At 46.9% G+C, this 25,892-nt stretch carries 22 protein-coding genes; all 22 read right to left on the reverse strand.

The features are described from left to right. Positions 1 to 6: 6 nt before the first annotated feature. Positions 7 to 939 carry an ABC transporter permease gene (locus C7R92_RS14870; protein WP_017248050.1) on the reverse strand — a complete coding sequence of 311 codons (933 nt, stop codon included), beginning with the start codon at positions 937 to 939 and terminating at the stop codon, positions 7 to 9. A gap of 248 nt (positions 940 to 1,187) precedes the next feature. Next, on the reverse strand, positions 1,188 to 2,846 hold the full coding sequence (locus C7R92_RS14875; protein ID WP_106834793.1) for a peptide ABC transporter substrate-binding protein: 1,659 nt from the start codon (positions 2,844 to 2,846) through the stop codon (positions 1,188 to 1,190). Positions 2,847 to 2,961: 115 nt separating this feature from the next. Next, entirely contained in the window at positions 2,962 to 3,432 is a 471-nt protein-coding gene (locus C7R92_RS14880; RefSeq protein ID WP_012686077.1) for an Lrp/AsnC family transcriptional regulator, read from the reverse strand. A 330-nt stretch (positions 3,433 to 3,762) separates the two neighbouring features. Next, on the reverse strand, positions 3,763 to 5,070 hold the full coding sequence (locus tag C7R92_RS14885) for a pyrimidine-nucleoside phosphorylase (protein WP_106834794.1): 1,308 nt from the start codon (positions 5,068 to 5,070) through the stop codon (positions 3,763 to 3,765). A gap of 24 nt (positions 5,071 to 5,094) precedes the next feature. After that, positions 5,095 to 5,904 carry a purine-nucleoside phosphorylase gene (locus C7R92_RS14890; protein WP_007720725.1) on the reverse strand — a complete coding sequence of 270 codons (810 nt, stop codon included), beginning with the start codon at positions 5,902 to 5,904 and terminating at the stop codon, positions 5,095 to 5,097. 60 nt (positions 5,905 to 5,964) lie between these two features. Beyond that, positions 5,965 to 7,137, reverse strand: a complete 1,173-nt coding sequence (gene deoB, locus C7R92_RS14895) for a phosphopentomutase (protein ID WP_069844653.1) — start codon at positions 7,135 to 7,137, stop codon at positions 5,965 to 5,967. A 119-nt stretch (positions 7,138 to 7,256) separates the two neighbouring features. Continuing rightward, complete coding sequence (gene xerD / locus C7R92_RS14900; protein ID WP_017248046.1) at positions 7,257 to 8,144, reverse strand: site-specific tyrosine recombinase XerD; 888 nt, start codon at positions 8,142 to 8,144, stop codon at positions 7,257 to 7,259. 93 nt (positions 8,145 to 8,237) lie between these two features. Next, positions 8,238 to 8,477 (reverse strand): YqzK family protein, encoded by a 240-nt coding sequence (locus C7R92_RS14905; protein WP_007720735.1) that lies wholly within the window; start codon positions 8,475 to 8,477, stop codon positions 8,238 to 8,240. A 156-nt stretch (positions 8,478 to 8,633) separates the two neighbouring features. Then, a complete protein-coding gene (gene fur / locus C7R92_RS14910; protein ID WP_007720739.1) occupies positions 8,634 to 9,098 on the reverse strand; it encodes a ferric iron uptake transcriptional regulator in 465 nt (154 codons plus the stop codon). A 94-nt stretch (positions 9,099 to 9,192) separates the two neighbouring features. Continuing rightward, positions 9,193 to 9,819 carry a stage II sporulation protein M gene (spoIIM, locus tag C7R92_RS14915; protein WP_106834795.1) on the reverse strand — a complete coding sequence of 209 codons (627 nt, stop codon included), beginning with the start codon at positions 9,817 to 9,819 and terminating at the stop codon, positions 9,193 to 9,195. Between the two features lie 67 nt (positions 9,820 to 9,886). Beyond that, positions 9,887 to 11,059, reverse strand: a complete 1,173-nt coding sequence (locus C7R92_RS14920; RefSeq protein ID WP_106834796.1) for an endonuclease Q family protein — start codon at positions 11,057 to 11,059, stop codon at positions 9,887 to 9,889. 4 nt (positions 11,060 to 11,063) lie between these two features. Then, positions 11,064 to 11,621 carry an NUDIX domain-containing protein gene (locus C7R92_RS14925; protein ID WP_106834813.1) on the reverse strand — a complete coding sequence of 186 codons (558 nt, stop codon included), beginning with the start codon at positions 11,619 to 11,621 and terminating at the stop codon, positions 11,064 to 11,066. 160 nt (positions 11,622 to 11,781) lie between these two features. Next, positions 11,782 to 12,981 carry a DUF3866 family protein gene (locus C7R92_RS14935; RefSeq protein ID WP_106834797.1) on the reverse strand — a complete coding sequence of 400 codons (1,200 nt, stop codon included), beginning with the start codon at positions 12,979 to 12,981 and terminating at the stop codon, positions 11,782 to 11,784. Positions 12,982 to 13,124: 143 nt separating this feature from the next. Then, positions 13,125 to 14,246 carry a M20/M25/M40 family metallo-hydrolase gene (locus C7R92_RS14940; RefSeq protein ID WP_106834798.1) on the reverse strand — a complete coding sequence of 374 codons (1,122 nt, stop codon included), beginning with the start codon at positions 14,244 to 14,246 and terminating at the stop codon, positions 13,125 to 13,127. 91 nt (positions 14,247 to 14,337) lie between these two features. Then, entirely contained in the window at positions 14,338 to 14,754 is a 417-nt protein-coding gene (mce, locus tag C7R92_RS14945) for a methylmalonyl-CoA epimerase (protein WP_106834799.1), read from the reverse strand. 330 nt (positions 14,755 to 15,084) lie between these two features. Further along, on the reverse strand, positions 15,085 to 17,223 hold the full coding sequence (locus tag C7R92_RS14950) for a copper amine oxidase N-terminal domain-containing protein (RefSeq protein ID WP_106834800.1): 2,139 nt from the start codon (positions 17,221 to 17,223) through the stop codon (positions 15,085 to 15,087). Between the two features lie 241 nt (positions 17,224 to 17,464). Continuing rightward, on the reverse strand, positions 17,465 to 18,802 hold the full coding sequence (locus tag C7R92_RS14955) for a dihydrolipoamide acetyltransferase family protein (protein ID WP_106834801.1): 1,338 nt from the start codon (positions 18,800 to 18,802) through the stop codon (positions 17,465 to 17,467). 20 nt (positions 18,803 to 18,822) lie between these two features. Then, a complete protein-coding gene (locus C7R92_RS14960) occupies positions 18,823 to 19,806 on the reverse strand; it encodes an alpha-ketoacid dehydrogenase subunit beta (protein ID WP_017248037.1) in 984 nt (327 codons plus the stop codon). 13 nt (positions 19,807 to 19,819) lie between these two features. After that, positions 19,820 to 20,812 (reverse strand): thiamine pyrophosphate-dependent dehydrogenase E1 component subunit alpha, encoded by a 993-nt coding sequence (locus C7R92_RS14965; protein ID WP_017248036.1) that lies wholly within the window; start codon positions 20,810 to 20,812, stop codon positions 19,820 to 19,822. Positions 20,813 to 20,830: 18 nt separating this feature from the next. After that, the gene (gene lpdA / locus C7R92_RS14970; protein ID WP_106834802.1) at positions 20,831 to 22,252 is read right to left on the reverse strand and encodes a dihydrolipoyl dehydrogenase; all 1,422 of its coding nucleotides are present in this window, start codon (positions 22,250 to 22,252) and stop codon (positions 20,831 to 20,833) included. 138 nt (positions 22,253 to 22,390) lie between these two features. Further along, positions 22,391 to 23,482, reverse strand: coding sequence for a Glu/Leu/Phe/Val dehydrogenase dimerization domain-containing protein (locus tag C7R92_RS14975; protein ID WP_017248034.1), 1,092 nt, complete (start codon positions 23,480 to 23,482; stop codon positions 22,391 to 22,393). 233 nt (positions 23,483 to 23,715) lie between these two features. Then, positions 23,716 to 25,785, reverse strand: a complete 2,070-nt coding sequence (locus C7R92_RS14980) for a sigma 54-interacting transcriptional regulator (protein WP_069844644.1) — start codon at positions 25,783 to 25,785, stop codon at positions 23,716 to 23,718. Between the last annotated feature and the right edge of the window lie 107 nt (positions 25,786 to 25,892).

The following is a 25,892-nucleotide window of genomic DNA, read 5'->3' on the forward strand; positions in this document are numbered from 1 at the left end:
GTGTCATTACTCCTTTCCTGCGTCCGAAAGTTTGATCCGTGGGTCTACCAAGGTGTATGCGATGTCAACAATCAGAATCATCACAACAAGGATCATGGAGTAGAACACGGTCGTACCCATGATTACCGTATAGTCGCGGTTTGTAATGGACAAAACGAATTCGCGACCAAGACCAGGAACACCGAAAATACGTTCAATAACGAATGCACCTGTCAAAATACCGGCAATCAGTGGACCCAGGTAAGTAACAACTGGCAAGAGCGCATTACGGATTGCGTGTTTTACTGTAATGGTAAAAGTGTGCAGCCCTTTTGCTTTTGCTGTTTTGATGTAATCTTGACCCATAACTTCAATCATATTGGAACGCGTCAAACGCGCGATAAATGCCATCGGTGATGCGGCGAGTGCCAATGATGGAAGGATGGTGTATTCAAATCCTTCCCATTTCGCGATTGGAAACCAGCCCAAATTAATAGCGAAAATGTATTGGTAAAAGGACGCCAAAATAAAGCTTGGTACCGATAATCCCAAAACGGCGATGACCATCGCGGAATAGTCTTGCCATTTATTATGGTTTAGCGCTGCGATAACCCCTAGCGTAATCCCACCAAAGATAGCGAGCAATAAAGCTTGTGCACCCAAGTGAGCAGAAACTGGGAAACCACGATTAATCATGTCATTAACAGTTGAAGATTTCTCCGTAAACGATGGACCGAGCTCCCACGTTACTACACCCTTCAAATATTCAAAGTATTGTTCGTGCAACGGCAGGTTCAGCTTGTATTTTGCCTCTAGTGCTGCCTTAATTTCCGGCGGGACCTGCTTCTCGGATGTAAATGGACCACCTGGTACTGCTTTCATGATGAAGAAGGTGGCCGTTACAATTAAGAAGAGCGAGATGAGCATAAAAATGATGCGCTTACCGAGATAACGGATCAACTAACTTACCCCCTTGTAGATTTTTGATTGCTTTCACGTCCCATGTTTACACTGCGGAACGCTGCCGACACAGTGTAAAAATCGGCTGTGTAAATAACCCTTAGATCTCTTGCAGTAAAGCTTCTCTCTCTATTTTCTCTTTGCTGGCAATCATGCCAGCTGGTATTTATGGGAAGGGCTTGCATAGCAGAGGGTATATGAGCAACCATATAACCTCTGCTGCAAATCCCGTTTCCTTCGTTATGAAATTACTCGATGTATGCGCCTTTCCAATCCACGTCACCCAGGCCAGTTTGGTGAACGCCTTTCACTTCTGGCTTCTGTACCCAAGATTGCGTGTAGAAGTAAATTGGCATGATTGGCATTTCATCCATCAGGATTTGTTCTGCATCTGCCAAAATTTTCTTACGTTTCTCGAGGTCTGATTCCTGAGCGGATTGGTTCAACAACTCTTTATATTTTGCATTTTCCCAACGCGTATCGTTGTTTCCACCCATTTTATCCTTGTAAAGCTCCAGGAAGTTGATTGGGTCATTGAAGTCACCCAGCCAGCCCATCCGTCCAATCTGGAAATTACCCTCATGCATATCTTCCAGGTAAACTTTCCATTCTTTATTCTCGAGTTTCACATCTACACCGAGATTTTTCTTCCATTGGTCTTGGATGGCCTCAGCAATCTTCTTGTGAGCCTCAGATGTGTTGTAGGACAACGTAATCGCTGGCAACTTGCTCATGCCAGCCTCTTTCAGTCCCTCTTCCAAAAGCTTTTTCGCGTTTTCTAAATCTTTGTCTTTGAAGTAGCCGTTTGGATTCAGCACCATGGATGGAGGTACAGCGCCTGTTGCCGGGATTTGACCCGTTTGGAGAATGTTGTCGATCAAGGCTCGGCGATCGATCGAGTAGGCAAATGCTTTTCTCACTTTAATGTTATTAAATGGCGGCTTTTCGGTATTGAACTTGTACCAGTACGTACCAGCGATTGGATTTGTTTGAATCTTGCCTTGATCTTTCAATGCTGGAATCGCATCTGTTGGCAAAGCACTCATTGGTGCGCCAGCCCAGTCGATTTCGCCATTTTCGAACATGGAGAGCTCTGTATTTTCGTCTTCTACCATGGAGAATTCGATTTTTTCGAGCTTTACATTGTCTTTATCCCAGTAATTTTCGTTCTTCACGAGCACCATCTTGCTCTTGTGCTCCCAAGATTCGATTTTGAAAGGTCCGTTACCGACGTGCGAACTTGCTTCGCCTGCCCACTTCGGATTAGCATCAATTACTTTTTTGTTAACTGGGAAGTAGGTACGGAATGCGAGCAATTCCAGGAAGTATGGAGTTGGATTCTCCAGCTTAACTTCCAGCGTCTTATCGTCAAGTGCCTTCACACCTACTTCATCAAGCTTTGCTTCGCCCTTATTTGCTTTTTCACCATTTTTCACGTAGTACAGCTGATATGCGTAGTTGGAAGCTGTTTTTGGATCGAGAGCGCGCTTCCAAGCATATTCAAAGTCATGTGCTGTTACAGGATCACCATTGCTCCATTTCGCTTCTCTGATTTTAAATGTGTAAGTGAGCTTATCATCAGAGACTTTGTAGCTCTCAGCGGCAGCTTCATGTGGCTTATCGTCGGTACCAATGCGGGTCAAGCCGTCAAAGGTTGCCAAGATAATCGCGCCTGAAGTCGTGTCCTCTGCGAGTCCTGGATCAGTTGTAGGTGGCTCGGAGTGCAGGTTCATCTTTAGAACTTGTGGCTTCTTCTCAGCAGCTGGTGTTGCAGGCTGTGAAGGTGCTGGCGTTGCGGGTGTTCCTCCTGCCGGTGGAGCGGCAGCTGGTTGACCTCCTCCGCACCCTGCCAGGGCGGTTCCTAATACAGCAATCGAGCTCACAAGTGCAAACATATTCTTTTTCAACGCAATAACCCCCAGTACGTTTTTCTTTTTTGTCTTTTTTCTGAAAATAAAGGACGAAAAAAAAACGAAAACTACGCGAAGCTGCTTGACTTCGGCTGGAAGGCATCAACCCCTTTCATTGCAGGGTCACCTCGTCGTCTTGAACGAAAGAGAAGGTGTCTTTGTACTGCTTCAGTTCCAGTGAAACGTCCGCAGCTGCAATTCCTTCAATTTGAGAGAGTCGTTCATTGACAAAGGTGATCAGCTCATCATTACTATGGAAACACGCTTGGATAATCAAGTCGTGCTTACCGCTATAAGCGCCTACAAAGCGTACTGCAGAAAATTTGCTCAATTTTTCTGCCACTTCTTTCTGCAAACCTAGCTTTGTGGTTAACCCGATGATAGCCTGCACATGTAATCCTAATTTCTCTGGATCGGGTTGTATTACGAATTGGAAGACTCCGTCTTGCAAAAGACGAGTGATGCGCGATCGAATCGTTCCTTCGCTCACGCCTAATTGATGGGCGATTTCTGTATATGGGATACGCCCATCTTCATGGAGGATTTGCAGAATCTGTCTATCGACATGGTCCAGCTTTTTCATAAATACGATTTTCTGGGAACCTCCATCATTTTTTTACGAATTTCGCAATAATCTTTTACAAACAGTCTAATACAATAAAAGTAATCGGAAATGATAGCGGTGTCAACGAAATTTGACAAGTAGAATTATAAAACTTTATAAAGTCAATCCGAACAGTAAAATATATTTTATATAATAAAAAACGACTTATATCTTACTATTGAATATGAAAAACTAGATTTAATCAACAATATTTTTTCGAGAAACTGTATTTTTACTCATAAAACAAGGCGTGCTCATGTGCTGTGCACGCCTTGTTTTATTTGATTGATCAACTAATATTCAGACTTTCTATGCTTCGATAATTTTATAAATCAACGGTTGTTCTCCGTCGATTGCCGTCGAAATTCGGAAGGCACCTTCCATTTCTTTCAACGCATTTTGCAGAAGATGGTCTTCGTTGGCATGGATGGTGACCAAAACTTCGCCTGCCTTCACCTGATCCCCGCGTTTTTTGTGCAGAACAAGACCTACTGCCAAGTCAATCGGCATTTCTTTTGTCAATCTGCCAGCACCCAAGACAACAGAAGCATGACCGATCGCTTCTGCATCAATCGCGCTCACAAAGCCGTCCTGTTCGGCTGTAACGGTATGAATGATCTTTGCTTGCGACAGACGAGACAAATCATAGACGTCCTGTTTATTGCCGCCTTGAGCCTCTACCATTTCCGCCAGTTTATCTACAGCTTTTCCGGAAGCCATCAGGTCTTCGAGCTTTTTACGTCCTTCTTCCACATCAGTAACAAGCCCACCCATAACAAGCATGCGGGAACCAATAGCCAATACCAGCTCGGTCAAATCGCGCGGACCTTTACCTGCTAGTGTCTCCACCGCTTCTTTCACTTCCAGTGCATTGCCCACAGCAAAGCCAAGCGGCTGGTTCATATCGCTGATGACCGCCACCGTTTTACGTCCTACTTGGCTGCCGATTGCAACCATCGCATTTGCTAATGTTTCTGCCTCTTCAATGCTTTTCATGAAAGCGCCCTTCCCTACTTTTACGTCAAGCAGGATGGCATCTGCCCCAGCGGCAATCTTCTTGGACATAATGGAGCTTGCAATCAACGGCACAGCTTCTACAGTAGCTGTCACGTCACGCAGAGCATACAGCTTCTTATCTGCAGGTGTCAGGTTGCCAGACTGCCCGATTACGGACACGCCAATATCACGCACCTGCTGCAAAAATTGCTCGCGTGTGCGTTCTACTTCGAAACCTGCGAAGGACTCCAGCTTGTCAATGGTGCCTCCTGAGTATCCAAGGCCTCTTCCAGACATTTTTGCCACAGGAATACCTGCTGCCGCAACCAATGGTGCAACAACAAGAGTAGTCTTGTCGCCTACCCCACCTGTACTGTGCTTGTCTACCTTAATTCCTTGCAGAGAAGACAGGTCAAGCTGTTCGCCTGACCCTGCCATTGCCAAGGTTAAATCTCCTGTCTCTCTCGCTGTCATGCCACGGAAAAAGACTGCCATTGCCCATGCGGACATTTGGTAGTCAGGAATACTTCCATCTGTATAGCCTGTCACCAGAAATTGAATCTCTTCTGTTGTCAGTTCTCCGCCATCACGTTTTTTGGCGATCATATCGACCATACGCATTGTTAATCCCTCCGAATCCGTTACTTACATTTTGGCTACGATACCGTTGACCAGAGCCAGGAATTGCGATTTTACCTTTTCTGTTGTTTCCATTACTTCATCATGGGACAGAGGTTGTTCCAAAATACCTGCTGCCATGTTGCTAATGCACGAAATACCGAGCACCTTCACACCCATGTGTCGTGCCACGATTACTTCTGGTACAGTTGACATCCCTACAGCATCTCCACCCAACAGGCGAAGCATACGGATTTCTGCAGGAGTTTCATAGGTAGGACCTAGCAGACCTGCGTATACACCTTCACGGAGCTGGATTCCTTGCTCGGAAGCAACTTCATGAGCCAGCTTGCGGAGCTGTTTGGAATAAGCTTCAGACATATCTGGGAAACGTGCTCCCAATTGTTCATCGTTTGCGCCGATCAATGGATTGCGGAACGTCATGTTGATGTGATCGGAAATCAGCATGAGGTCGCCTGCATTGTAGCCTTCGTTAATTCCGCCAGCAGCATTGGTTACAATAATGGTTTCTACGCCGAGCAGCTTCATGACGCGGATTGGGAAAACAACGGCATCCAGACCATGTCCCTCATAAAAGTGGAAACGACCTTGCATCGCAACGACTTGCTTGCCTTGCAGCTTGCCAATCACGAGTTGTCCTTTGTGGCCGACAACGGTGGACACAGTGAAGCCTGGAATTTCATGATAAGGAATGATCACCGGATTTTCGATTTCATCTGCCAAAACACCCAGCCCTGATCCGAGTACGAGACCAATGGTTGGTTTTTCTGTTAGTTTCGGTTCGATATATGCTACTGCATCATGGAAATTTGCCAATTCAACTCTCTCCTTTTTTGTGTTTCTTCTATTATATAAATGTTTATTTTTGCTTAACCTTTATAAATGATTGAGGAAGCTTTTCCCAATCACTGGAGCAGTTACTCCAAAATTGTCTGCGATGGTCGCACCCAAGTCCGCAAATGTCTCACGGATGCCCAAATGTGCCCCAGCTTGAATACCCTTATGATAGACAAGCAACGGAACGTATTCTCTCGTATGGTCGCTGCCATGATGTACAGGATCGTTTCCATGGTCTGCCGTGATTACCAGTAAATCATTTTCTTGTAGCGCTTCCAAAAGTTCTGGAATACGAGCATCGAACTCCATCAACGCTTGACCATACCCTTCTGGATCGCGGCGATGACCAAACTTCGCATCGAAGTCCACAAGGTTTACAAAAGAAAGACCTGTAAACGATTGTTTCATCGTGCCCAGAATTTGATCTACACCGTCCATGTTATCTTTGGTACGGATAGATTGGGTAACACCCTCTTCTGCGTAGATGTCGCCGATTTTGCCAATTGCAATAGAAGCAAGGCCAGCATCCTGCAAACGATTCATGACTGTCGGAGCAAATGGCTTCACGGAATAATCGTGGCGATTTGACGTGCGGCTAAAATTGCCTGGCTGTCCAACAAATGGACGCGCAATAACACGAGTAACGGCGAATTCATCACGCAGCGTCAACTCACGAGCTACCTCGCAAATATGGTACAGCTCTTCAAGCGGAACAACCTCTTCGTGCGCTGCTACCTGGAATACACTGTCCGCAGACGTATAGACAATCACTGCACCCGTTTTCATATGCTCTTCGCCAAGCTCGTCGAGAATGTCTGTCCCCGAAGCAACTTTGTTCCCGAGCACTTTGCGACCAATGCGTTGTTCAAATTCCGAGATCAGTTCTTGTGGAAATCCATCTGGATACGTGTTAAACGGAGTAGACACATGCAGACCCATGATCTCCCAATGACCAGTCGTCGTATCTTTCCCCATGGAGATTTCTTGCATTTTTCCATAATGGGCCATAGGGGTTGCTACTGGTGCAACGTTCTGGAGTGGTGCAATATTTCCCAAACCTAATTTTTGCAAGTTGGGCAATGAAAATCCTGCAACTCGTTCCGCAATATGACCTAAGGTGTTCGCTCCTGCATCATTGAACTTAGGCGCATCAGGTTGTTCGCCAATCCCTACGCTGTCCATGACGATCAAAAAAACTCGTGAATACTGCATCTTAACGCCTCCTGTTTACCAGTCATTCGAATTCTAAAATCAAGTCGTCAGACGTCTGACCTGATTCAGAAAATTTTTCTCCGCCCGACAATCAGGCGGAGTCGATCGGTTTTTCATACTCATGCTCGCGGATGCGTCTTGGCATAGATGTCCTTAATCCGCGTTCTGGTCACATGTGTGTAAATCTGGGTGGTTGAAATATCAGCATGCCCAAGCATCTCTTGAACAGAGCGCAAATCCGCTCCATTTTCCAGTAAGTGAGTGGCAAAAGAGTGGCGAAGTGTATGGGGTGTAATCTCTGCACGGATGTTAGATTTTTGGGCATATCGTTTAATAATTTTCCAAAAACCTTGCCGTGTAATTTGTTTGCCCAAGTGATTCAGAAATAATGCAGTATCGCCAGTTCCTTTTACCAGCTTGGGGCGCCCTGCCTGTAAATAGTGGCGAACCACTTGAATGGCAACCGAGCCTAACGGAATGATTCGCTCTTTTGATCCTTTTCCCATGCACTTGACAAAGCCCATATCCAGATTCACATCAGCACTATCCAGATTGACTAACTCCGAGACACGAATGCCTGTCGCATATAAAAGCTCAAGCATCGCCTTGTCCCGCAGCCCGGCAGGATGATTGACAGGAGGACTTTCCAAAAGACGTTCCACTTCCTCAACAGAGAGCACTTTCGGCAAGCGTTTCTCGATCTTCGGTGTTTCCAGATGAATGGATGGATCTTTATCTATGTACTTATCCCGAATGAGAAACTGATAAAACGCTCGTATCGATGCCATATTGCGAGAAAGCGTTGCTGTAGCACGTCCTTTTTCCCGTAAAACAAGCAAGTAACCAATGATGTGCGTCCGAGTAGAATCCTCTATTCGAGCAACACCTTGCTCCTGTAAGTACGAGGTAAAGGCCACCATATCCCGTTGATAGGATTCCAGGGTATTTCTCGATAACCCTTTCTCCACAGTCAGGAAATGAATAAACTGATCAATCAGACTGTCCATGAAGCTGTCCCCTTCAGCTGATAAGTATCTTGTATTGCTTTCCACAAAGAAGAAGAAACTCCTGCTTCTCCAGATAAAAAACGCAAACTTGCATTACTCTCCCGTTAAAAAAAAGAGCTGTAGTCGTGCGACATAACCGTCAAAATCCTGTGCCTGAGAGGTATTGATGACTTTTACTACCTTCACTGCATTCCCATGTGGTTCATGATAAGGGTTTGCCGGGAGAAATTTGTCCGCCAGCAAGGTAATGATGCCGTAGGAGAGCAAGGTGCAGGTAATGAAAAGAAGCAAGAAACGAAGACCCTCCATCAAGCGGCGATAAGAGACCTTCATCCGTGAGCCTCCTTACAGACTTTCTTTCATTTATATGCACTTGTCCCCTGCTCCATTCGAATCGATCCTCTCTTAGGATTCCACAGGAATAGGTCTGCCATTACAAAAGCTCCCAATGAAAAAAGAAAAACTTCTCCGTTCCCAGAGAAGTCGACTTTATTTGAAGTCCTCCACGTTCACTTTATCTACGCAACGATTGCAGATCCCGTAGAAGGTCAATCGGTGGTCGGTAATATAAAAGTTGTAAACATTCTTGACTTTCTCTTCTGCTGTGACAAGAAGATCTTCAAAAATTTCATCCACCGTACCACAATTGAGGCAAATGAGGTGATGATGGTGATAGGCAGCATTATCATCACGAAGATCGTAACGAGCTACGCCATCGCCAAAATTCATTTTATGGAGGATCTTCAGTTCGCTCAACAGCTCTAATGTCCTGTATACGGTAGCAAGCCCGATTTCCGGCGCTTTATCCTTCACCAACAAGTAAACATCTTCCGCGCTCAAGTGATCTTCTTCATTCTCCAACAACACGCGAACAGTGGCTTCACGCTGTGGTGTCAGCTTGTAGTTTTGTGAATGCAACTGCTGCTTAATTTTCTCTAATTTTTCTTCCAACATTAATGCCCCTCCCCGCTCGCATGAAACCTGTTCCTATTATAGTAGAGGGGCATCGAATAAGTCAAATGCATAAGTTCTTACCTGAGAATTATTCTTAATTAAGTACGAGCTGCATCAACCGAGGGGAAATGAAGGTTTCAAACAAGGCTGCAATCGTCAATATAGCCAGCATGCTAAGAACAAGAACCGTATAGCCCATAAAATGCGGCATGATGACATCTCTTTTGCTTAGCACTCTCGTTCGTATGAGTCGAAGAGAAAACGAAATTCCGCTGACGCCTACAATAAAAAGGGCAGGAACGACTAATAAATTTTGTGGGAGAACACCCACCATAGCAAATGTTACGCCTTGCCATTGGAGTTGACTCACCAAAAAACCGACGGTGAAACCAACCACGACTCCTTTTAAGAAGAGCATCAACAAAATCATAGGCAACCCAATAATGGATAATCCTAGCACCCACATGATCGCTATGGTTTTGGCATAATGACCAAACGCCTGCTGAAAATGGGCACTGGTCTCAGGGATTCCATCACTGTCAAGACTGTTGAAAAAATATTGTAGAAAACCGTACAGCTCCTGCTTCTGTGACAATGGCAGTGAATTGACGAGGACGGCTCCGAAAATAATGCCCATCGTAAACAGGACGATCGTGAACCAGTAGAGTGACTGATGTTCTCTCGCATAGGATTGGATAGTTTGTCCGACTCGTGAACGCACGCTTCGTCGCCTCCCGCTTGGCTGATTACTGTACAGCTTATGCGGACGAGTTCTCCCCTATGACAACCTACATCGGGACGATCTTTCCGTAGGTACCGGCGCCGCCTTTTTGAACAGAGAGCTTTCCCTCTCGTGCGTGTACGATAAGCGATGCGATTTTCTCTCCGACAACAGGGGTGAGCTCTTCTTCGTTTACGCGATGCAATACGTTCATCTGTGTACCAAACGACCGATACAGCTTGTCCAACAATTTCGGACCGATTCCCGGAATGAATTCCAACGGGATTTGCTCGATATAAGGAGGACGGAACGCCGGATGCTGGCCGGCCTCTACATCCGCCAGCTGATCAATGCGCGCTGCAACCCCTCGCACAATTCGTTGGAAGCCGCATTCCGGACATTTGCCTGAGGCATCCGCCGCTAGTAAAGACTGGCACCCTTGGCACGCCGTCTGATGATACTTCCCAAGCTCGGGATGCAGACCGTAGTTCATATGAACCCTTCTGCCATCGATGCGCTTAATTGCTTTTACCCACTCTGCGAAGGAACGCTCTTGCATATATATCGCTTGATATTCCCGGCCTATCTTCGCCAAAGAATGGGCATCTGAGTTTGTGAGAAAGGTTTTGTCATGGAGCTCGGATATGCGGTCTGCCATGATGGTATTCGCACTCAATCCCAACTCAACTGCATAGATAAGCGATGGATCAAGCACTTCGGCCATCGAATCCGTACAGCTCCCATACAACCCTTTATGCGGCGTAAAAACATGTGCCGGGATCAAGAGGCCCTGCAATTGATCGACACAGGCTTGTAGTTCCCTCAGTGATGTGTAGATACGCTGAGAACTTAAATGCACATTTTTGCAGCGTTCAGACAGCCACGCAGTAATTTGCTTCATTTCTTGCAGTTTCGGCAGATAAACGAGAAAATGAGCTGCACCACGCCCTGGCTCCTTGATTTCTACTTCGCACCCCAAGAGTAGCAATGTATCTTTGTAGGAAATTCCTCCATCCACCTGTTCAGTGGCTAATCCCTTTTCCAACAGATCTACCAGCTCATCCTGAACCTCCGGCGAATGTGCATCGATAATCCCGATGACATCCATCCCTTTTTTATCTGAGGCTTCCTCCAAAATTTTCGTGAGTGTCATTTGGCGAGAAGCCGTTATTTTCACAGGATTACCGGTCCACGTACCACCGATGTGAATATGCATGTCGCAAAAATACGAAGAAAGCATAGTACTAGCCACGTTCACGTAGCATTTTGTTTTCCCACGCAAACAATGCCACGACTGTCTTGGCATCGCGAATTTCTCCACTTTGATGCAGAGCATGCGCTTCTTCCAATGTTACTTCCAGCACATCGACGAACTCATCCTCGTCCGGCTTGCTTTCTCCTTTTTTCAAGCCAGTGGCCACAAAAACATGTAAAATTTCATCCGCGAAGCCTGGAGATGTGTAAAAAGAGCTGAGCGGTGTGTACTGACTCGCAACGTAGCCGGTCTCTTCCTCCAGCTCGCGCATTGCACACGCAAGCGGCTCTTCCCCTGGCTCCAGCTTTCCTGCTGGGATTTCCACGATCGTACCCTCCAATGGCTTGCGGAACTGTCGAACTACAACCATTTTGTTATCATCTGTTATCGGCATTACAGCAACCGCACCTTGATGATTCACGATTTCTCGCTTGGCTGTGTTGCCATTGGGCAGAAGGACCTCATCTACCTTGACCTTAATAATTCTTCCGTCATAAATCGGTTGACTGGAAATGGTTTTTTCATATAAGTGATCATATTTACTCACTGTCGTCATCATCCTTTTTTCATGAAGTCGTTCTAAATCGTCGATTCCCTCCATAAGTTGGGAGCATAGAGCTTGTCCATCTTATTGTATCGGAGGAGATTATGAATGAAAACATATGTTAGCGAAAACCAATTGCGTATGGTCGGGAAAGCTTGGGAGATCAAGGCTGCACTTCGTTCCTGGTCAAATAAAGACCTAACGCTTCAAGCGTACTTAATGAAGCGGGCAAATGCGGGGCGTCGTTAACGGTTTGGACGATGTAGCCCAAACTGTTGTCTACATAATCGGCAGCCATCCATGCCGTCTGAAAAGGTGCAGGGTCCTCTTGCCAATTTCGTCCCATCGTAGAAAAGGACAAGCCATACCCCTTTTCCAGCGCTGCTAGTTCTGATTGGTCTGGGACTTTTCCTTTTATGAAAATATGCTTCCCCGCAACTTCTAGCGTTTTCAATTGCCGTGAAAGGACTTCATCTCTTTCATCTCCGAAAATCGGAATGGTAACCAGGGCAGGACAAAGAGCAAATCGGTTTAATATCGATACAGTATGATGACTGACACCGTAATGCCTGGTACGTGGGTCACCAAAGCTGATTCGTGGAATAAAAAAGGGCGTTCCACCGAGAGTAGATATGGCATGAATGACCTCAGCTAACTGAATTCCCGAGAAGCCGTAAGGTGTACCTGTACCTGCTACCCCAGGTCCCAACATACAAACAATAATATCGGCATGCTCTACATGGCGCGCCGCCAACAAGCCACTATGAATCGTCAGCGACTCGCGATCTCCACCCCACGCATGACCTGTCGTTACTGTCGCAGCCAAGCTCCCGACTGCTTTTAATTGCTGGACATGCTGACTCAAGGCAATCGGCAAGGATGCACCGTCTGGCATGACATATACGATACGGACATTTGGATTTTTTTTATGCAAAGCAAGGACAGCAACAGGTAGAAGACTGTGCAGCTCTCCGACCAAAACAGGGGTACCTTCCAAGGATAGGTCATCTTGCACAAACAAAGGGTGGTACGGGCTAGTCTGTTCTTCTACCGAATCAACCGCGAGCTGCCATGGCGAATAGCGCATTTTCATGACATGCCCCCACTCATTCGGAAGAACATCGGTTTCCTCCTGTTGGGTAACCTTCCCTACAACAAAGTGATACCCGCCTGTCCCCAATTCAAGGCGAACAGCAGTTGTATTGATCAAGAGTAAATCGCCACTGCTATAATCCTCCTGCAAAAAAGACAGCACTCTCTCCATTTTGTATCCAGCAACCGATTCTATCCGGACTTCGAGTATCTGCATCCCTGTTTGCTTTTCCAGAACTTTTTGGACCGTCCCCACTGCCAAACGGAGCACTCAGCTTCCCCCTTTCATTCCTGCCTCGTCCCCACTTTCTATTCAGTCTATGATGAACAGTGCTTGTCTCAATCATGCAAACGAGTAAGAGAACGTACAAAAAGGCCGGAACCCCTCGCGAGGAGATTCCGACCTTCTTTTGATTACTCTTGTACTTCTGCAATAACAGCAAGCACCAGCTCAGCCGCTTTGTTCAGTTCAGCGATTGGCATGCGCTCGCTTTTGGTATGGATTTCTTCATAGCCGATGGCAAAGTTTACGCTTGGCACGTTGTAGCCGTTAAATACGTTACCGTCGCTTCCGCCGCCGCTTGCAACGAGCTCAGGATTGCGGTCTACACGCTTAACCGCTGCAATCGCTTTTTGTACAACAGGCGTTTCTTCGTTGAATTTGTAGCCGTGGTACATAAAAATAACGTCATTTTCGCAAGTCGCACCCATTTCGGCTGCCACTTCTTCAAATGCTGTCGTCATTTTCTTCACTTGCGCTTCCAGCTTGTCCATGACCAAGCTGCGAGCCTCTGACCAAATTTCCACATAATCCGTTACGATATTGTACGCTTTACCGCCTTCAAAACGACCGATGTTTGCAGTTGTGTCCGCATCGATACGGCCTAGTGGCATACGGGAAATGGCTTTACTTGCAACCGATATAGCACTGATGCCATCCTCTGGATTCACACCTGCATGCGCTGCTTTGCCGTAAATTTTGGTTACGATGCGATATTGTCCAGCACCAGCTACTGTAATTTTTCCAACCGGACCTTCCGAATCGAGGATGAAGCCCATTTCTGCTTTCAGCAGGCTGGAATCCATTGCGCGGGAGCCTACAAGTCCTGACTCTTCTCCCACAGTCAATACTACTTGGATCGTTGGATGTGGCAAGTTTTGCTCTTTCATGCTGCGAATACCTTCAAAGATCGCCGCGATTCCTGCTTTGTCATCCGCACCGAGGATCGTCGTTCCATCGGAATAAATATAGCCATCGCGAATTTGTGGCTTGATTCCGTTTCCTGGCACAACCGTATCCATATGACTGCTAAACAGGATAGTCGGACCGTTTCCAGTTCCTTCTAAGGTTGCAATCAGATTGTTGGCACCATGTCCGGTTTTCGCTGCTGCGTCATCCTCTTCGACGGTAAAGCCCATCTCAATCAGTTTTTCTTTGAGCACCTTATTGATCTCTGCTTCGTTCTTCGTTTCACTGTCAATTTGGACGAGCTCTAAAAATTCATTTAACAAACGCTCTTGGTTGATCGTACTCACACTCGTTACCTCCTGATCGTACTGCCCGATTTTGGTACATATTCACAAGTTCCAGTATACCGCAAAAAAATTTTTTCTACTACGTAAACGCCTATGATTCTTTCGGATATTGGCATAGCTCATACAAAACGCCATTCGCTGCCTTTGGATGCAAAAATCCAATCAAAGCATCGTGCGCACCCGCTTTGGGGATCTCGTGAATGAGAGGTACACCTTGCTCTTTTAATGTGGCTAGACGACCCGCAACATCATCCACATCAAAAGCAATGTGGTGAATGCCTTCTCCGCGTTTTTCCATAAATTTTGCTATTGGACTCTCATCACTTAACGGTTCTAGTAATTCAATATGACTTTCCCCGATCTTTAAAAAAGCCACTTGTACTTGTTCGCTCTCTACGATTTCGGTTCCAACCAACTCCAATCCCAATTGCTCGGTATAAAAGGGAAGCGTCTTTTCCAAGCTTTTTACCGCAATGCCGATATGGGCAATTTTATTCGGTGCGCTCACGAATCATCATCCTTTTGTAAGTGGTTGTCTCATTGGCTACATTTCGGTACAATTTCAGCATGGGCGAAAAAAAGAAAGCCAATGATATCCTTTTCTTCATTCTAGCACAGCCACTTACAGAATCACCTGATAATTTCCTCTACCTTGAAAGGAGGTTTGATTAGAATGAGACACCAGTCGCTCTTTGCAAAAATCCTGATCGGCATTCTAATACTCTCACTCATCGTTCCCACGTTTTTTTACTTTCAATAAACGAGTGATGATAAACAAGTAAAAACCCCTTTCCGACCGAAAAGCGGAAAGGGGTTTTTCGTTTGTCCCAGCTTGTTTTTATTTGTATACGTATACGCTTGGAGCAGCCCAGCCGACTTTGTAACCAAGATTATCCGTAACGGTACGGATTGGGATCATTGGCATGCCGTTTTTGAGAACAACAGGTGTTGGCAATTGGATATCCGTTTTGCCTACTTTTGCTGTTTTCGACCCAACTGTAAACTTCACGACTTTGGTTCCACTGATAACAGCAACACTTGTATTGTTCCATTGCGTAGTCAGTGCCAATCCTTCTTTAAAGAATTGGGCTGGAACCATGGTCGTATTACCATCTGCAAGGTAAGGAGCTACAGAGAGAGGATACGTTTTGCCATTCAGGCTGAAGTTTGCTGTATTTACTTTAAAGGAAGCCGCGTTCGCTGGAATAGCTGTCGATGGCTGTTGTGGTGTTGGCGTTCCAGGCTTTGGTTGAGCCGGAGAAGGCATCCCTACACCAACAGCACGCGCAAACAGCAAGCCTCTTTCTTCGGAAGTAAATACGCTAATGCTATATGTGTTTTTCACAGCAGGGTTTACGATGTTCGCCGCTGGATTGATCACGATAGTAGCATTTGTTGCCGCAGGAATATCCTGAGACGGATAAATCAGAACGTTTTGTCCACGAACCGCAACAAAATTCGCACCTGCACCATTCACAGAGATGTTAGCTGGCGCGATGTAAGCCGGTACCTTGTAGCCTACCGGGAATACGATCTCGATGAAATCGCGCTGTTTTTGCAGACCAACACCCAATCCTTTGATTGCCACGTTCACACCCGTCTGCTTGCCAAGTGCATTTTGTGTCAATGCGATAGTTGCGGTGCTGTTGTTAGTAGTTGTATTTGGTACAGGTATTGGAGTTGTCGGGTTGGTTGGCGTCGGGTTCACCGAAGAGCCACCGATGCTGAAGGATTTGGATTCCAAAGTTCTTCCGGAAACAGTAGCCTTCAACGTATAGCTACCCGCTGCTTTTGGATTCGAAATCCACGCTCCGTAAGTAACTTCAACCTTCACTTTGCTATTGGTACCGAAGTTGGTTGGCGCTACCAACGCGATTCTATTTCCAACTGCAGTTGCTTTTTTCGCTGGTTTCCCATTGAGCAAAAAGTCTGATGCAGTCAAAATACCCGGTACCATGTCAGATGATGGGAATTCAAGAACTAGTTCCCCATCTGCTTTCAATTCTTTGCTACCGAAATCAGCATCAAAGGTGTAGCTGGTGCGAGCGCCTGCGCCCGGATCGGACAGGTTCACAGTAAAGCTGTCGGAAGCGCTGCTAGGAGTAGAGGAACCGTTCTTAGTAATTTCAACATCCTCTGATTCGTATGTAGTTCCATCATATTTCACTTTGAAAACGTGCTTGCCTCCGGAATTAGGGTTCTCGATTCCAGCATCCTTGTCAAATTCCACGGTGATGTAATCATCTGCGTCTGCACCACTCGGAATTTTGACATCAACGGTACTGCCACTAACACTGACAGATTTCGCTGTATAGCCGTTTACTTTTACATCCTCTTCATCAATGCTTGATGGCAGCATGTTTTTATCTGGGAAAGTGACAGTAATCGTGGAGTTTGACTCCAGCTCATCACTTCCTTTGAGAGAAATTTTGCCAAGCTTGAGGCTGACTTTTTCTCCTGCTGCTTTGCTGCTCAACGATACTGCGTAATCTTTGCTGGACTTGCTACTGCTGTCCGAGCTGCTTTTTTTGATATCTACATCTTCCGATTCCGAATCCTCGTCACCCGCTTCTACACTTACGCTGTATGAACCTTTGTCATCGGGATTCGTGATACCGCTCGTAATTTTAATCTTTATTTTATCGCCTTCATCTAAATCTTCATCAGTCTTGATTGTAATTTCGCCTTTAGAAACACTTACTTTCTTCACATCGAAGCTAGCATCAATATCGTCCGTATCAATGTCATCGTCGATATCAAAATCAGAATCGAAATCAATAGTAATGGATTCTCCACTTTCCAGATCTTCTTCTAGCTTGAATTCAATTGTGTAGTCACTTTCTTTACCTGCACCATCGTTGTCAGCCGTTACCGACAATTTTTCAATAGCATGTGCTTGCTGCGGTACTGCCACAAATGGTGTAGCGGCCAGCGCTGATGCTAGCACTATTGGTAGTGCTTTTTTACTTTTCTCCATGTTTTTCCTCCCATAATTACCCTTAATCTGGAAATTCTCTCTAGCGGGACGCTACCAGTCTACCACAAATGCTATCTGGTGGGAATCTCTTCTAGATCATTTATGAGACTTACTGGCTCCAATTGGTAAGACGAAAATGTCTCGGAAAAAGTTACATACGTAATGATCGATTTGGAAAAATTTTTTTGTCATTCTTTTATCAAAAAAACCAGGTCTTTACTTGACCTGGTTTTTCGACACCCTAGTACAGCTTGGTATTCGGACCTACATTTTCAAGCTTTTGTTTCACACTCTGAAGGAATCGTCCGCAAATCAGACCATCCAGCACGCGATGATCCAAGGACATGCACAGATTGACCATCGAACGCACTGCAATCATGTCGTTAATGACGACAGGGCGTTTCACAATGGATTCGACACTAAGTATCGCAGCTTGCGGAGCATTGATAATCGGTTGGGACAAGACAGAGCCAAAAGAGCCTGTGTTGTTAACCGTAAAGGTCCCGCCTGTCATGTCATCCATTGTCAATTTCCCTGCACGGGTGCGTGCTGCTAGATCATCGACTGCCTTAGCAATACCAAGAATTGATTTTTGATCAGCATGCTTGATGACAGGAACATAGAGAGCATCTTCCGTGGCTACTGCGATGGAGATGTTGATGTCCTTTTTCACGATGATTTTGTCGTGTGCCCATGTGGAATTGATCATCGGGTACTCTTTCAACGCTTCTACAACCGCTTTGATAAAGAACGGAAGGAATGTGAGGTTGAGCCCTTCTTTTTTCGCAAATTCACCTTTTGCCTGATTGCGGAAGTTAACGAGATTAGTCACGTCTACTTCGACCATCGTCCAAGCGTGTGGAGCTTCGTGCTTGCTCTGTACCATCCGGTTTGCAATCGTACGACGAATCGACGTTACGGGTACAACTTGATCACCGCTTGCAACCGGTATTTCTACGGAAACAGCAGGAGTCGAAGCTGGTGCTGACGGCACAGGTGTTGAAACGATAGTAGATTGTTCGACTGCTGCCACGGGCTCCTGCACGACTGTTTCTTTCACTGTCTCAGCTGGCTTTTGGCCGCCCGCGTCGATAATCGCTTGGACATCTTTGCGCGTAATACGACCGCCTGCTCCAGTCCCTACAACGCGGGACAAATCAATGCCATGTTGCTGTGAAAGCATGACTACAGCAGGTGAATAACGTTGTTTTGGTCCATCAATGACTGGTGCTTGCTGAATCGATACCGCCGGCGTAGCTGCCTTTGGCTGCTCGGTTGCAGGCGCTTGTGGAGCCGTAGTTTCCGGTGTGCTAGCAGGCGCTGCAGTTCCACCTTCCGCTCCACTTTCTTCTATATATAGGATCAATGTGCCGACAGCGACTGTCTCACCTTCTGGTACGACGATCTCAGTAACTCGACCTGAAACGGTAGAAGGAACCTCTGCGTTTACTTTATCCGTCGTCACTTCAGCCAGCGAATCGTATTTCTTCACCGTGTCGCCTACATTGACCAACCATTTACTGATGGTGCCCTCGGTCACGCTCTCTCCGAGCTGGGGCATAAGTACTTTCGTTGCCATGATCCTTGGTCCTCCTCGCCTTAAAAGTTGGCCAGCTCGCGCATTGCTTCCAATACTTTTTCCGGGTTCAGCATAAAGTATTTTTCCATCGGCGGGCTGTATGGCATAGCTGGCACATCTGGACCACAAAGACGTTTGATCGGTGCATCCAAATCGAACAGGCAATGCTCCGCTACAATGGCAGCTACCTCACCGCCAACGCCGCCTTCTTTGTTGTCCTCGTGTACGATCAATACTTTGCCTGTCTTCGAAGCCGCTTCTACAATCGCTTCTTTGTCCAACGGATACAGTGTGCGCAAATCGAGCACATGCGCGCTGATTCCTTCTTGTGCAAGCTTTTCCGCAGCTTGCAGACAGAAGTGCAGAGTCAAGCCGTAGGAGATGACTGTGATATCCGTCCCCTCTCGCTTCACGTCCGCTTTGCCAATCGGCAACACATAGTCGTCCTCAGGCACTTCGCCCTTGATCAAACGATAGCAGCGCTTGTGCTCGAAAAAGAGCACCGGATCTTCATCGCGAATGGCTGCTTTTAGGAGACCTTTTGCATCATATGGTGTCGAAGGTGCCACTACTTTCAAACCAGGGGTGTTCGTGAACATCGCTTCCACAGATTGCGAGTGGTACAGTGCACCATGAACCCCGCCGCCGAATGGGGCACGAATCGTGATTGGGCAATGCCAGTCGTTGTTCGAACGATAGCGCATTTTCGCCGCCTCACTGACAATTTGGTTCACAGCTGGCATGATGAAGTCCGCAAACTGGATCTCCGCGATTGGACGCATACCGTAAGCTGCCGCACCAATCCCTACACCGACAATAGCGGATTCAGCCAGTGGCGTATCAATCACACGCTCCTCACCAAACTCATCAATCAACCCGTTTGTCGCACGGAAAACCCCACCGCGTACGCCAACGTCTTCTCCGAGGATAAACACATTGGAATCGCGACGCATTTCTTCACGCATCGCCATTGTAATTGCATCAATAAAAGAAATGACTGCCATAAAAGATCCCCCCTTATTCCCCGTATACGTATGTCATTGTCGATTCTGGTGTTGGATATGGCGCGGTTTCCGCATATTCAGTGGCTTCATCCACTTCCAGCTGGACGCGGGCAAGCATATCTGCTTCCTTATGTTCGTCCAAGAGTCCGATCTCTCTCAAATAGGCAGCGAAAACAATCAACGGATCCTTTTTCTTCGCTTCTTCTACTTCTTCTCTCGTACGATACACACGATCGTCATCGTCACTAGAGTGCGGAACAAGGCGATACATAACGGCTTCAATCAGCGTTGGCCCTTGACCACTACGAGCACGTTCAACCGCTTCTTTCATGACTCGATATACTTCAATCGGATCGTTTCCGTCCACACTGATTCCAGGGAAGCCGTAACCAATCGCACGGTCTGCTACACTTTCACAAGCCAACTGCTTATTCAGTGGTACAGAGATCGCGTATTTGTTGTTTTCACAGAAAAAGATAACCGGGAGCTTGTGAACACCCGCAAAGTTCGCACCTTCGTGGAAGTCCCCTTGGTTACTGGAGCCTTCTCCGAACGATGCATACACAACAAAATCTTTTTGCTTCATTCTACCTGCCAAAGCCATACCAACTGCGTGTGGCACTTGAGTAGTCACAGGGCTTGAGCCCGTCAAAATATTGTACTTCTTGCCACCGAAGTGACCTGGCATCTGTCTTCCACCGCTATTCGGATCTTCTGCCTTCGCAAAAGCGGACAGCATGCAATCACGGGCTGTTTGGCCAAAAACCAGAACCAAACCAAGATCACGATAGTACGGGCACAAGAAGTCTCTGTCTTTTTCCATCGCAAAAGCTGCTCCCACCTGAGCTGCTTCCTGACCCTGGCAGGAAATCACGAACGGTACTTTGCCCGCACGATTCAACAGCCATTGGCGCTCGTCAATTTTTCTGGCCAATAGCATGTAATAATACATGTCAAGGACTTGCGCATCGGTCAATCCCACTTGCTCATGTCGCTTGGTTGTCATCGTTACATACCCTCCTTGCTAATTGTGTATCGCTTTTCCGTCGACAGCCTGCGCTGCCTCCATGATTGCTTCTGATAAAGATGGATGCGGGTGAATCGTCTGTCCGATCTCCCACGGAGTCGCATCCAGTACACGGGCCAAGCCCGCTTCGGAAATCATATCTGTCACATGTGTACCGATCATGTGAACCCCTAACAAATCATTGGTCTTGGCATCAACGACCAACTTCACAAAGCCGTCATTCTCACCGTGGATCAGTGCTTTGCCCAACGGCTTAAAGCTGAACTTGCCGATCTTCACATCGTAGCCTTGTTCTTTTGCTTCTTTTTCAGTGAGTCCGACATTTGCGACTTCAGGTCTGCTATACGTACATTTCGGAACCTTGGTGTAATCCATCGGGTGCGGGTTTTGTCCAGCCAAGTGCTCTACCGCGAGTATTCCTTCATGCGAAGCAACATGCGCCAATTGCAGACCGCCAATCATGTCACCAATCGCATAAATATGAGGCTCTGCGGTCTGGAAAAATTCATTAACCACGACTACGCCACGCTCGACTTTGATTTCTGTTGCTTCCAAACCGATGTTTTCTACATTCGCTTGGCGTCCTACAGATACGAGTACCTTTTCGGCTTCAAAGTTTTGGACTCCATCCTTGACTTCCGCCTGAATAGAGACTTTGCCTTCCCCTTTTTCCAACGATTCAGGCAGCACCTTTGCTCCCGTCACGATGTTGACTTTCCGCTTTTTCAACAGACGAGCCAATTCCTTGCTCACTTCTTCATCCTCAAACGGCAAAATACGGTCGGCGTACTCCACAACAGTTACTTCCACACCGAAATCATTGAGCATGGAAGCCCACTCAATCCCGATGACACCGCCACCAACGATGACGACAGAAGCAGGCAATTGCTCCCACTGCAACGCTTCATCGCTTGTTACCACATATGAACCGTCAATGACCAAACCGGGAAGTGTGCGTGGACGAGAACCTGTTGCCAGCAAAAGGAATCGTGGAACGATCATTTCTTGGTCCCCGTTCTCCTTTTCAATGCGCACAGCACCTGCCTGCGGAGAAAAAATGGAAGGCCCCATTACTCTTCCAAAGCCTTCGAAGACAGTAATACTGCCTTTTTTCATCAAGTACTGAATCCCTTTGTGAAGTTGGTCGATAATGCCTTGCTTTCGCTCTTGTATTTTTGTGAAGTCATAGCCTACAGTACCTGCCGAGACTCCGTATTTGTCAGCTTCCTTCAGGGTGGAGAATACTTCTGCACTGCGCAATAGCGCTTTTGATGGGATGCAACCACGGTGCAAGCAAGTACCACCGAGCTTTTCTTTTTCCACGATTGCTACCTTCATTCCCAATTGGGAAGCGCGGATTGCCGCTACATAACCGCCGGTACCTCCCCCGAGGACGACTAAATCAAACTCTTGAGACACCACGATCTCTCCTTTCATTCGGAAAGCTAACCTGCGTATTTACGAGAATATGAATATTCAAAGAAAACGGTTTATGTATTCCTGACCGCCCTCCATAGAAGAGCGGACAGGAGTTTGAAATTTATAGAAGAAACGAGATTAGCGCTTGTAAACAGTCTTGCCGTTTTGCAGGAAAGTATTACGTGATCTCGCAACACTTGCAATGCGCTCTTCCGCCATGCGGTCAGCAGCTTTGTAGGAAGCCATGCCATCACGTTCAGCGATTTCGTAAATTTTCAGGATGCTGTCATAAATCGTTTCTACTTTTTTCAGTGCACGCTCGCGGTTGTAGCCTTGCAGCTCATCTGCCACATTGATTACTCCACCAGCATTGATCACGTAGTCAGGTGCGTAGATCAGACCCATTTCGTGAATTTGGTCGCCGTGTCTCTCTTCTTTCAACTGGTTGTTAGCTGCCCCTGCGATCACTTTTGCTTTGAAAAGTGGAATGGTGTCATCGTTGATGATTGCACCCAATGCGCAAGGAGAGAAGATATCGCACTCTACACCAAAGATCTCGTTTACGCCTACCGCTTTGGCACCGAAATCGTTCACTGCGCGATCTACGTTTTCTTGATTGATGTCCGTTACGATCAAATGCGCGCCTTCTTCATGCAGGTGGCGGCACAGATTGTACGCTACGTTTCCTACACCTTGTACGGCGATCACACGTCCGGAGAGAGAGTCAGAACCGTAAGCCAATTTAGCAGCAGCTTTCATTCCACGGTAAACACCATAAGCTGTTACTGGGGATGGGTTGCCACTGGAACCGAATGCTGGAGAAACGCCTGTGACGAAATCTGTTTCCAAGTGGATCATATCCATGTCTGCTACCGTTGTTCCTACATCCTCAGCTGTGATGTAACGACCATTCAGCCCTTGAATATAGCGACCGAAAGCACGGAACAGCTCTTCGCTCTTGTGCTCACGCGGATCACCGATGATGACTGCTTTACCACCACCGATGTTCAGTCCTGCTGCTGCGTTTTTGTAAGTCATCCCACGACCGAGACGCAGTACGTCCACAATCGCCTCTTCTTCTGTTTTATACGGCCACATGCGCGTACCGCCGAGTGCTGGTCCTAATGTCGTATCATGAATGCAAATGATTGCTTTCAAACCGGAATTTTCGTCTTGGCAAAATACCAATTGCTCGTAATCGTACTTTTGCATGTAGTCAAAGATGTTCACTGAAGAAACCTCCCTAGTATCTTTCGTTTTCCGCTTAGGTAAGCTAGCGTAACAGTGGGCTCCATTTGGAGAATTTCCCGTCAAGAGGTATATGCAAAAGTCATGCCAATAAAATCAAACTTATGAAAGCGCTTTATTTGCAAGAACGTGGAATGAGTATCCCGACGTCAAGTCTGCATTTTTTTGCATATACGCGCAAATATTTGCGTGCAATATTTTGCATAGCTACTTCGTTACTCTTCCTGCACATCCATGATGCCCAATTTTTCCATCTTGTAGTACAAACTGCGAATCGCGATTCCGAGGCGTTTGGCTGCAAGGGTGCGATTGCCTTTGGCTGCTGCTAGTTCCCGCAATATGTGCTGACGTTCTGCCTTTTCCACAGCTTCTTTTAACGAGGTAGCCGTGGAACCCTCATGCTGGGTCTCTTCCTTTTTGGTCGAAACAATTCTTCTTTCCAGTGGGGGTAAATGCTCCGGCAAAATGATTCGCTCGTTGATCCGCATATGAATCATCGCCCTGCCCAGTACATTCTCTAGCTCGCGTACATTGCCTGGCCAGTGATAGGACAGAAGCATCTGCCATGTTTCTTCATGCAGTTCTTCTACATTTCTGCCGTACTCCAGATTGGCTTTTCGTAGCAGGTGCATAGCAATCGGTTTAATATCTTCCAAGCGCTGTCTGAGTGAAGGGATATGAATCGGCACGACCTGGAGACGATAATACAGATCTTCACGGAAACGTCCCGCTCCAATCGCCGCCTCCAGATTCACATGGGTAGCCGCAATGACGCGAACATCGATGTTGATCGGTTTCGTTCCACCCACTCGTACAACCTCTCGCTCCTGCAGGACGCGCAAAAGCATGACCTGCATGCTCATGGACAGTTCGCCGATCTCGTCCAAAAAGATCGTTCCACCGCTCGCTTCCTCAAACAGCCCCCGCTTTCCTCCTCGACGCGCGCCTGTAAACGCGCCTTCTTCATAACCGAAAAGCTCGCTCTCCAGCAGGCTCTCTGAGATCGCTGCACAATTGACACGGATGAATTGGTTGTATTTTCGTTCACTTGCATTATGTATCGCGTGGGCAAACAGTTCTTTCCCCGTTCCTGATTCCCCACGAAGGAGGACAGTTGCTGGTGTTGACGCCGCTTTTTTGGCTTGCTCGATCGCTTGCTGCATAGGCTCGCTATAGCCAATGATGTCTGCAAAGCTATATTTTGCCTCCAAATTGCGGATGATACGACGAGCTCTCTCCAGCTCTTCTGTCAGGCGCTTGAATTCGGAGACATCGTGAATGACGCCAACGCTGCCTTTCAGCTCCCCATCGACCACAACCGGTGCAACATTGACCACGACGTCCTTGCGCTTTGGTCCTAATTTCATAGGGACGCCTCTCACTGCCTTCTTCGTTTTCAGGACTTGCATGTGCATGCTATCGCCTTCGGAAATGTCTACCGTCGCTGGTTTCCCGATGATGTCGTCTTGCGAAAAGCCCGTAAGTCTTGTGTAGGCCTTGTTGATCAAAAGTCCATTCCCGAATTGATCAACGACTGATATCGCCTCGTCCGATGATTGAATAATCGCTTGCAGCATGCTCTGCAAATCTTTCAAGTTCGTCACTTCTTCTGCCAACGCCATGATTTCTGTAATATCACGGAAAATGGCAACGGCTCCGACAACTTCTCCTCGATCATTGCGAACGGGCACGCGGTTTGTAATAATCCGCGTCTGATTCGGCAAGACCTGCTCCTGATTCAATTCGGGAGAGCCTGTCTTTAATACAATATGTAACCGAGTGTTCGGTATACGCTCCGAGACTTTTGTATCCAGCACTTCACTCGCCTCGATGCCCATCAATCGCTCTGCAGCTTTGTTGAACAACGTAATAATTCCTTGGCGATTGACCCCGATAATCGCGTCATGAGTGGAGTTCAGCATCGTTTCTCGCTCCCGCTGATTTTGCATCAAGACTGCAATCAGCTTATCGCGTTCCCGAATCAATTTCATGACGATTCTCGTAAACGTTCCAGGGATGAGCACCGTCTTATCTTTCTTTAATTGCCTGAGATGCTCATACTCCCCCAGGTCCCCTGTAGCTTCTAAAATGACATCCAGATCCTCATCCAAATAAGGCCGATAATCTTGATCGGCGGGAATCCCCAATGATTGGGCCAACAGTATGCCTGGAGCGTCCGGCCGTTGATCGACCACAGCCACGACTTGTAATCGGTCCATCTGGTTTAGCATCCGCAGGAGTGCTGTACCACCACGTCCCGCACCAACGATGAGCAGCTTGTGCATGCGAGAGACCCCTCACTTTTTGAACAACCTCTTTACGATCTTACTCGTTACCATTGTACTCCAACAAATCGTTGATGGACAGGCGTTCTTCCCTAACGTGCGCTCGT

This window comes from Brevibacillus porteri (assembly GCF_003013475.1).
GTDB lineage: Bacteria > Bacillota > Bacilli > Brevibacillales > Brevibacillaceae > Brevibacillus > Brevibacillus porteri.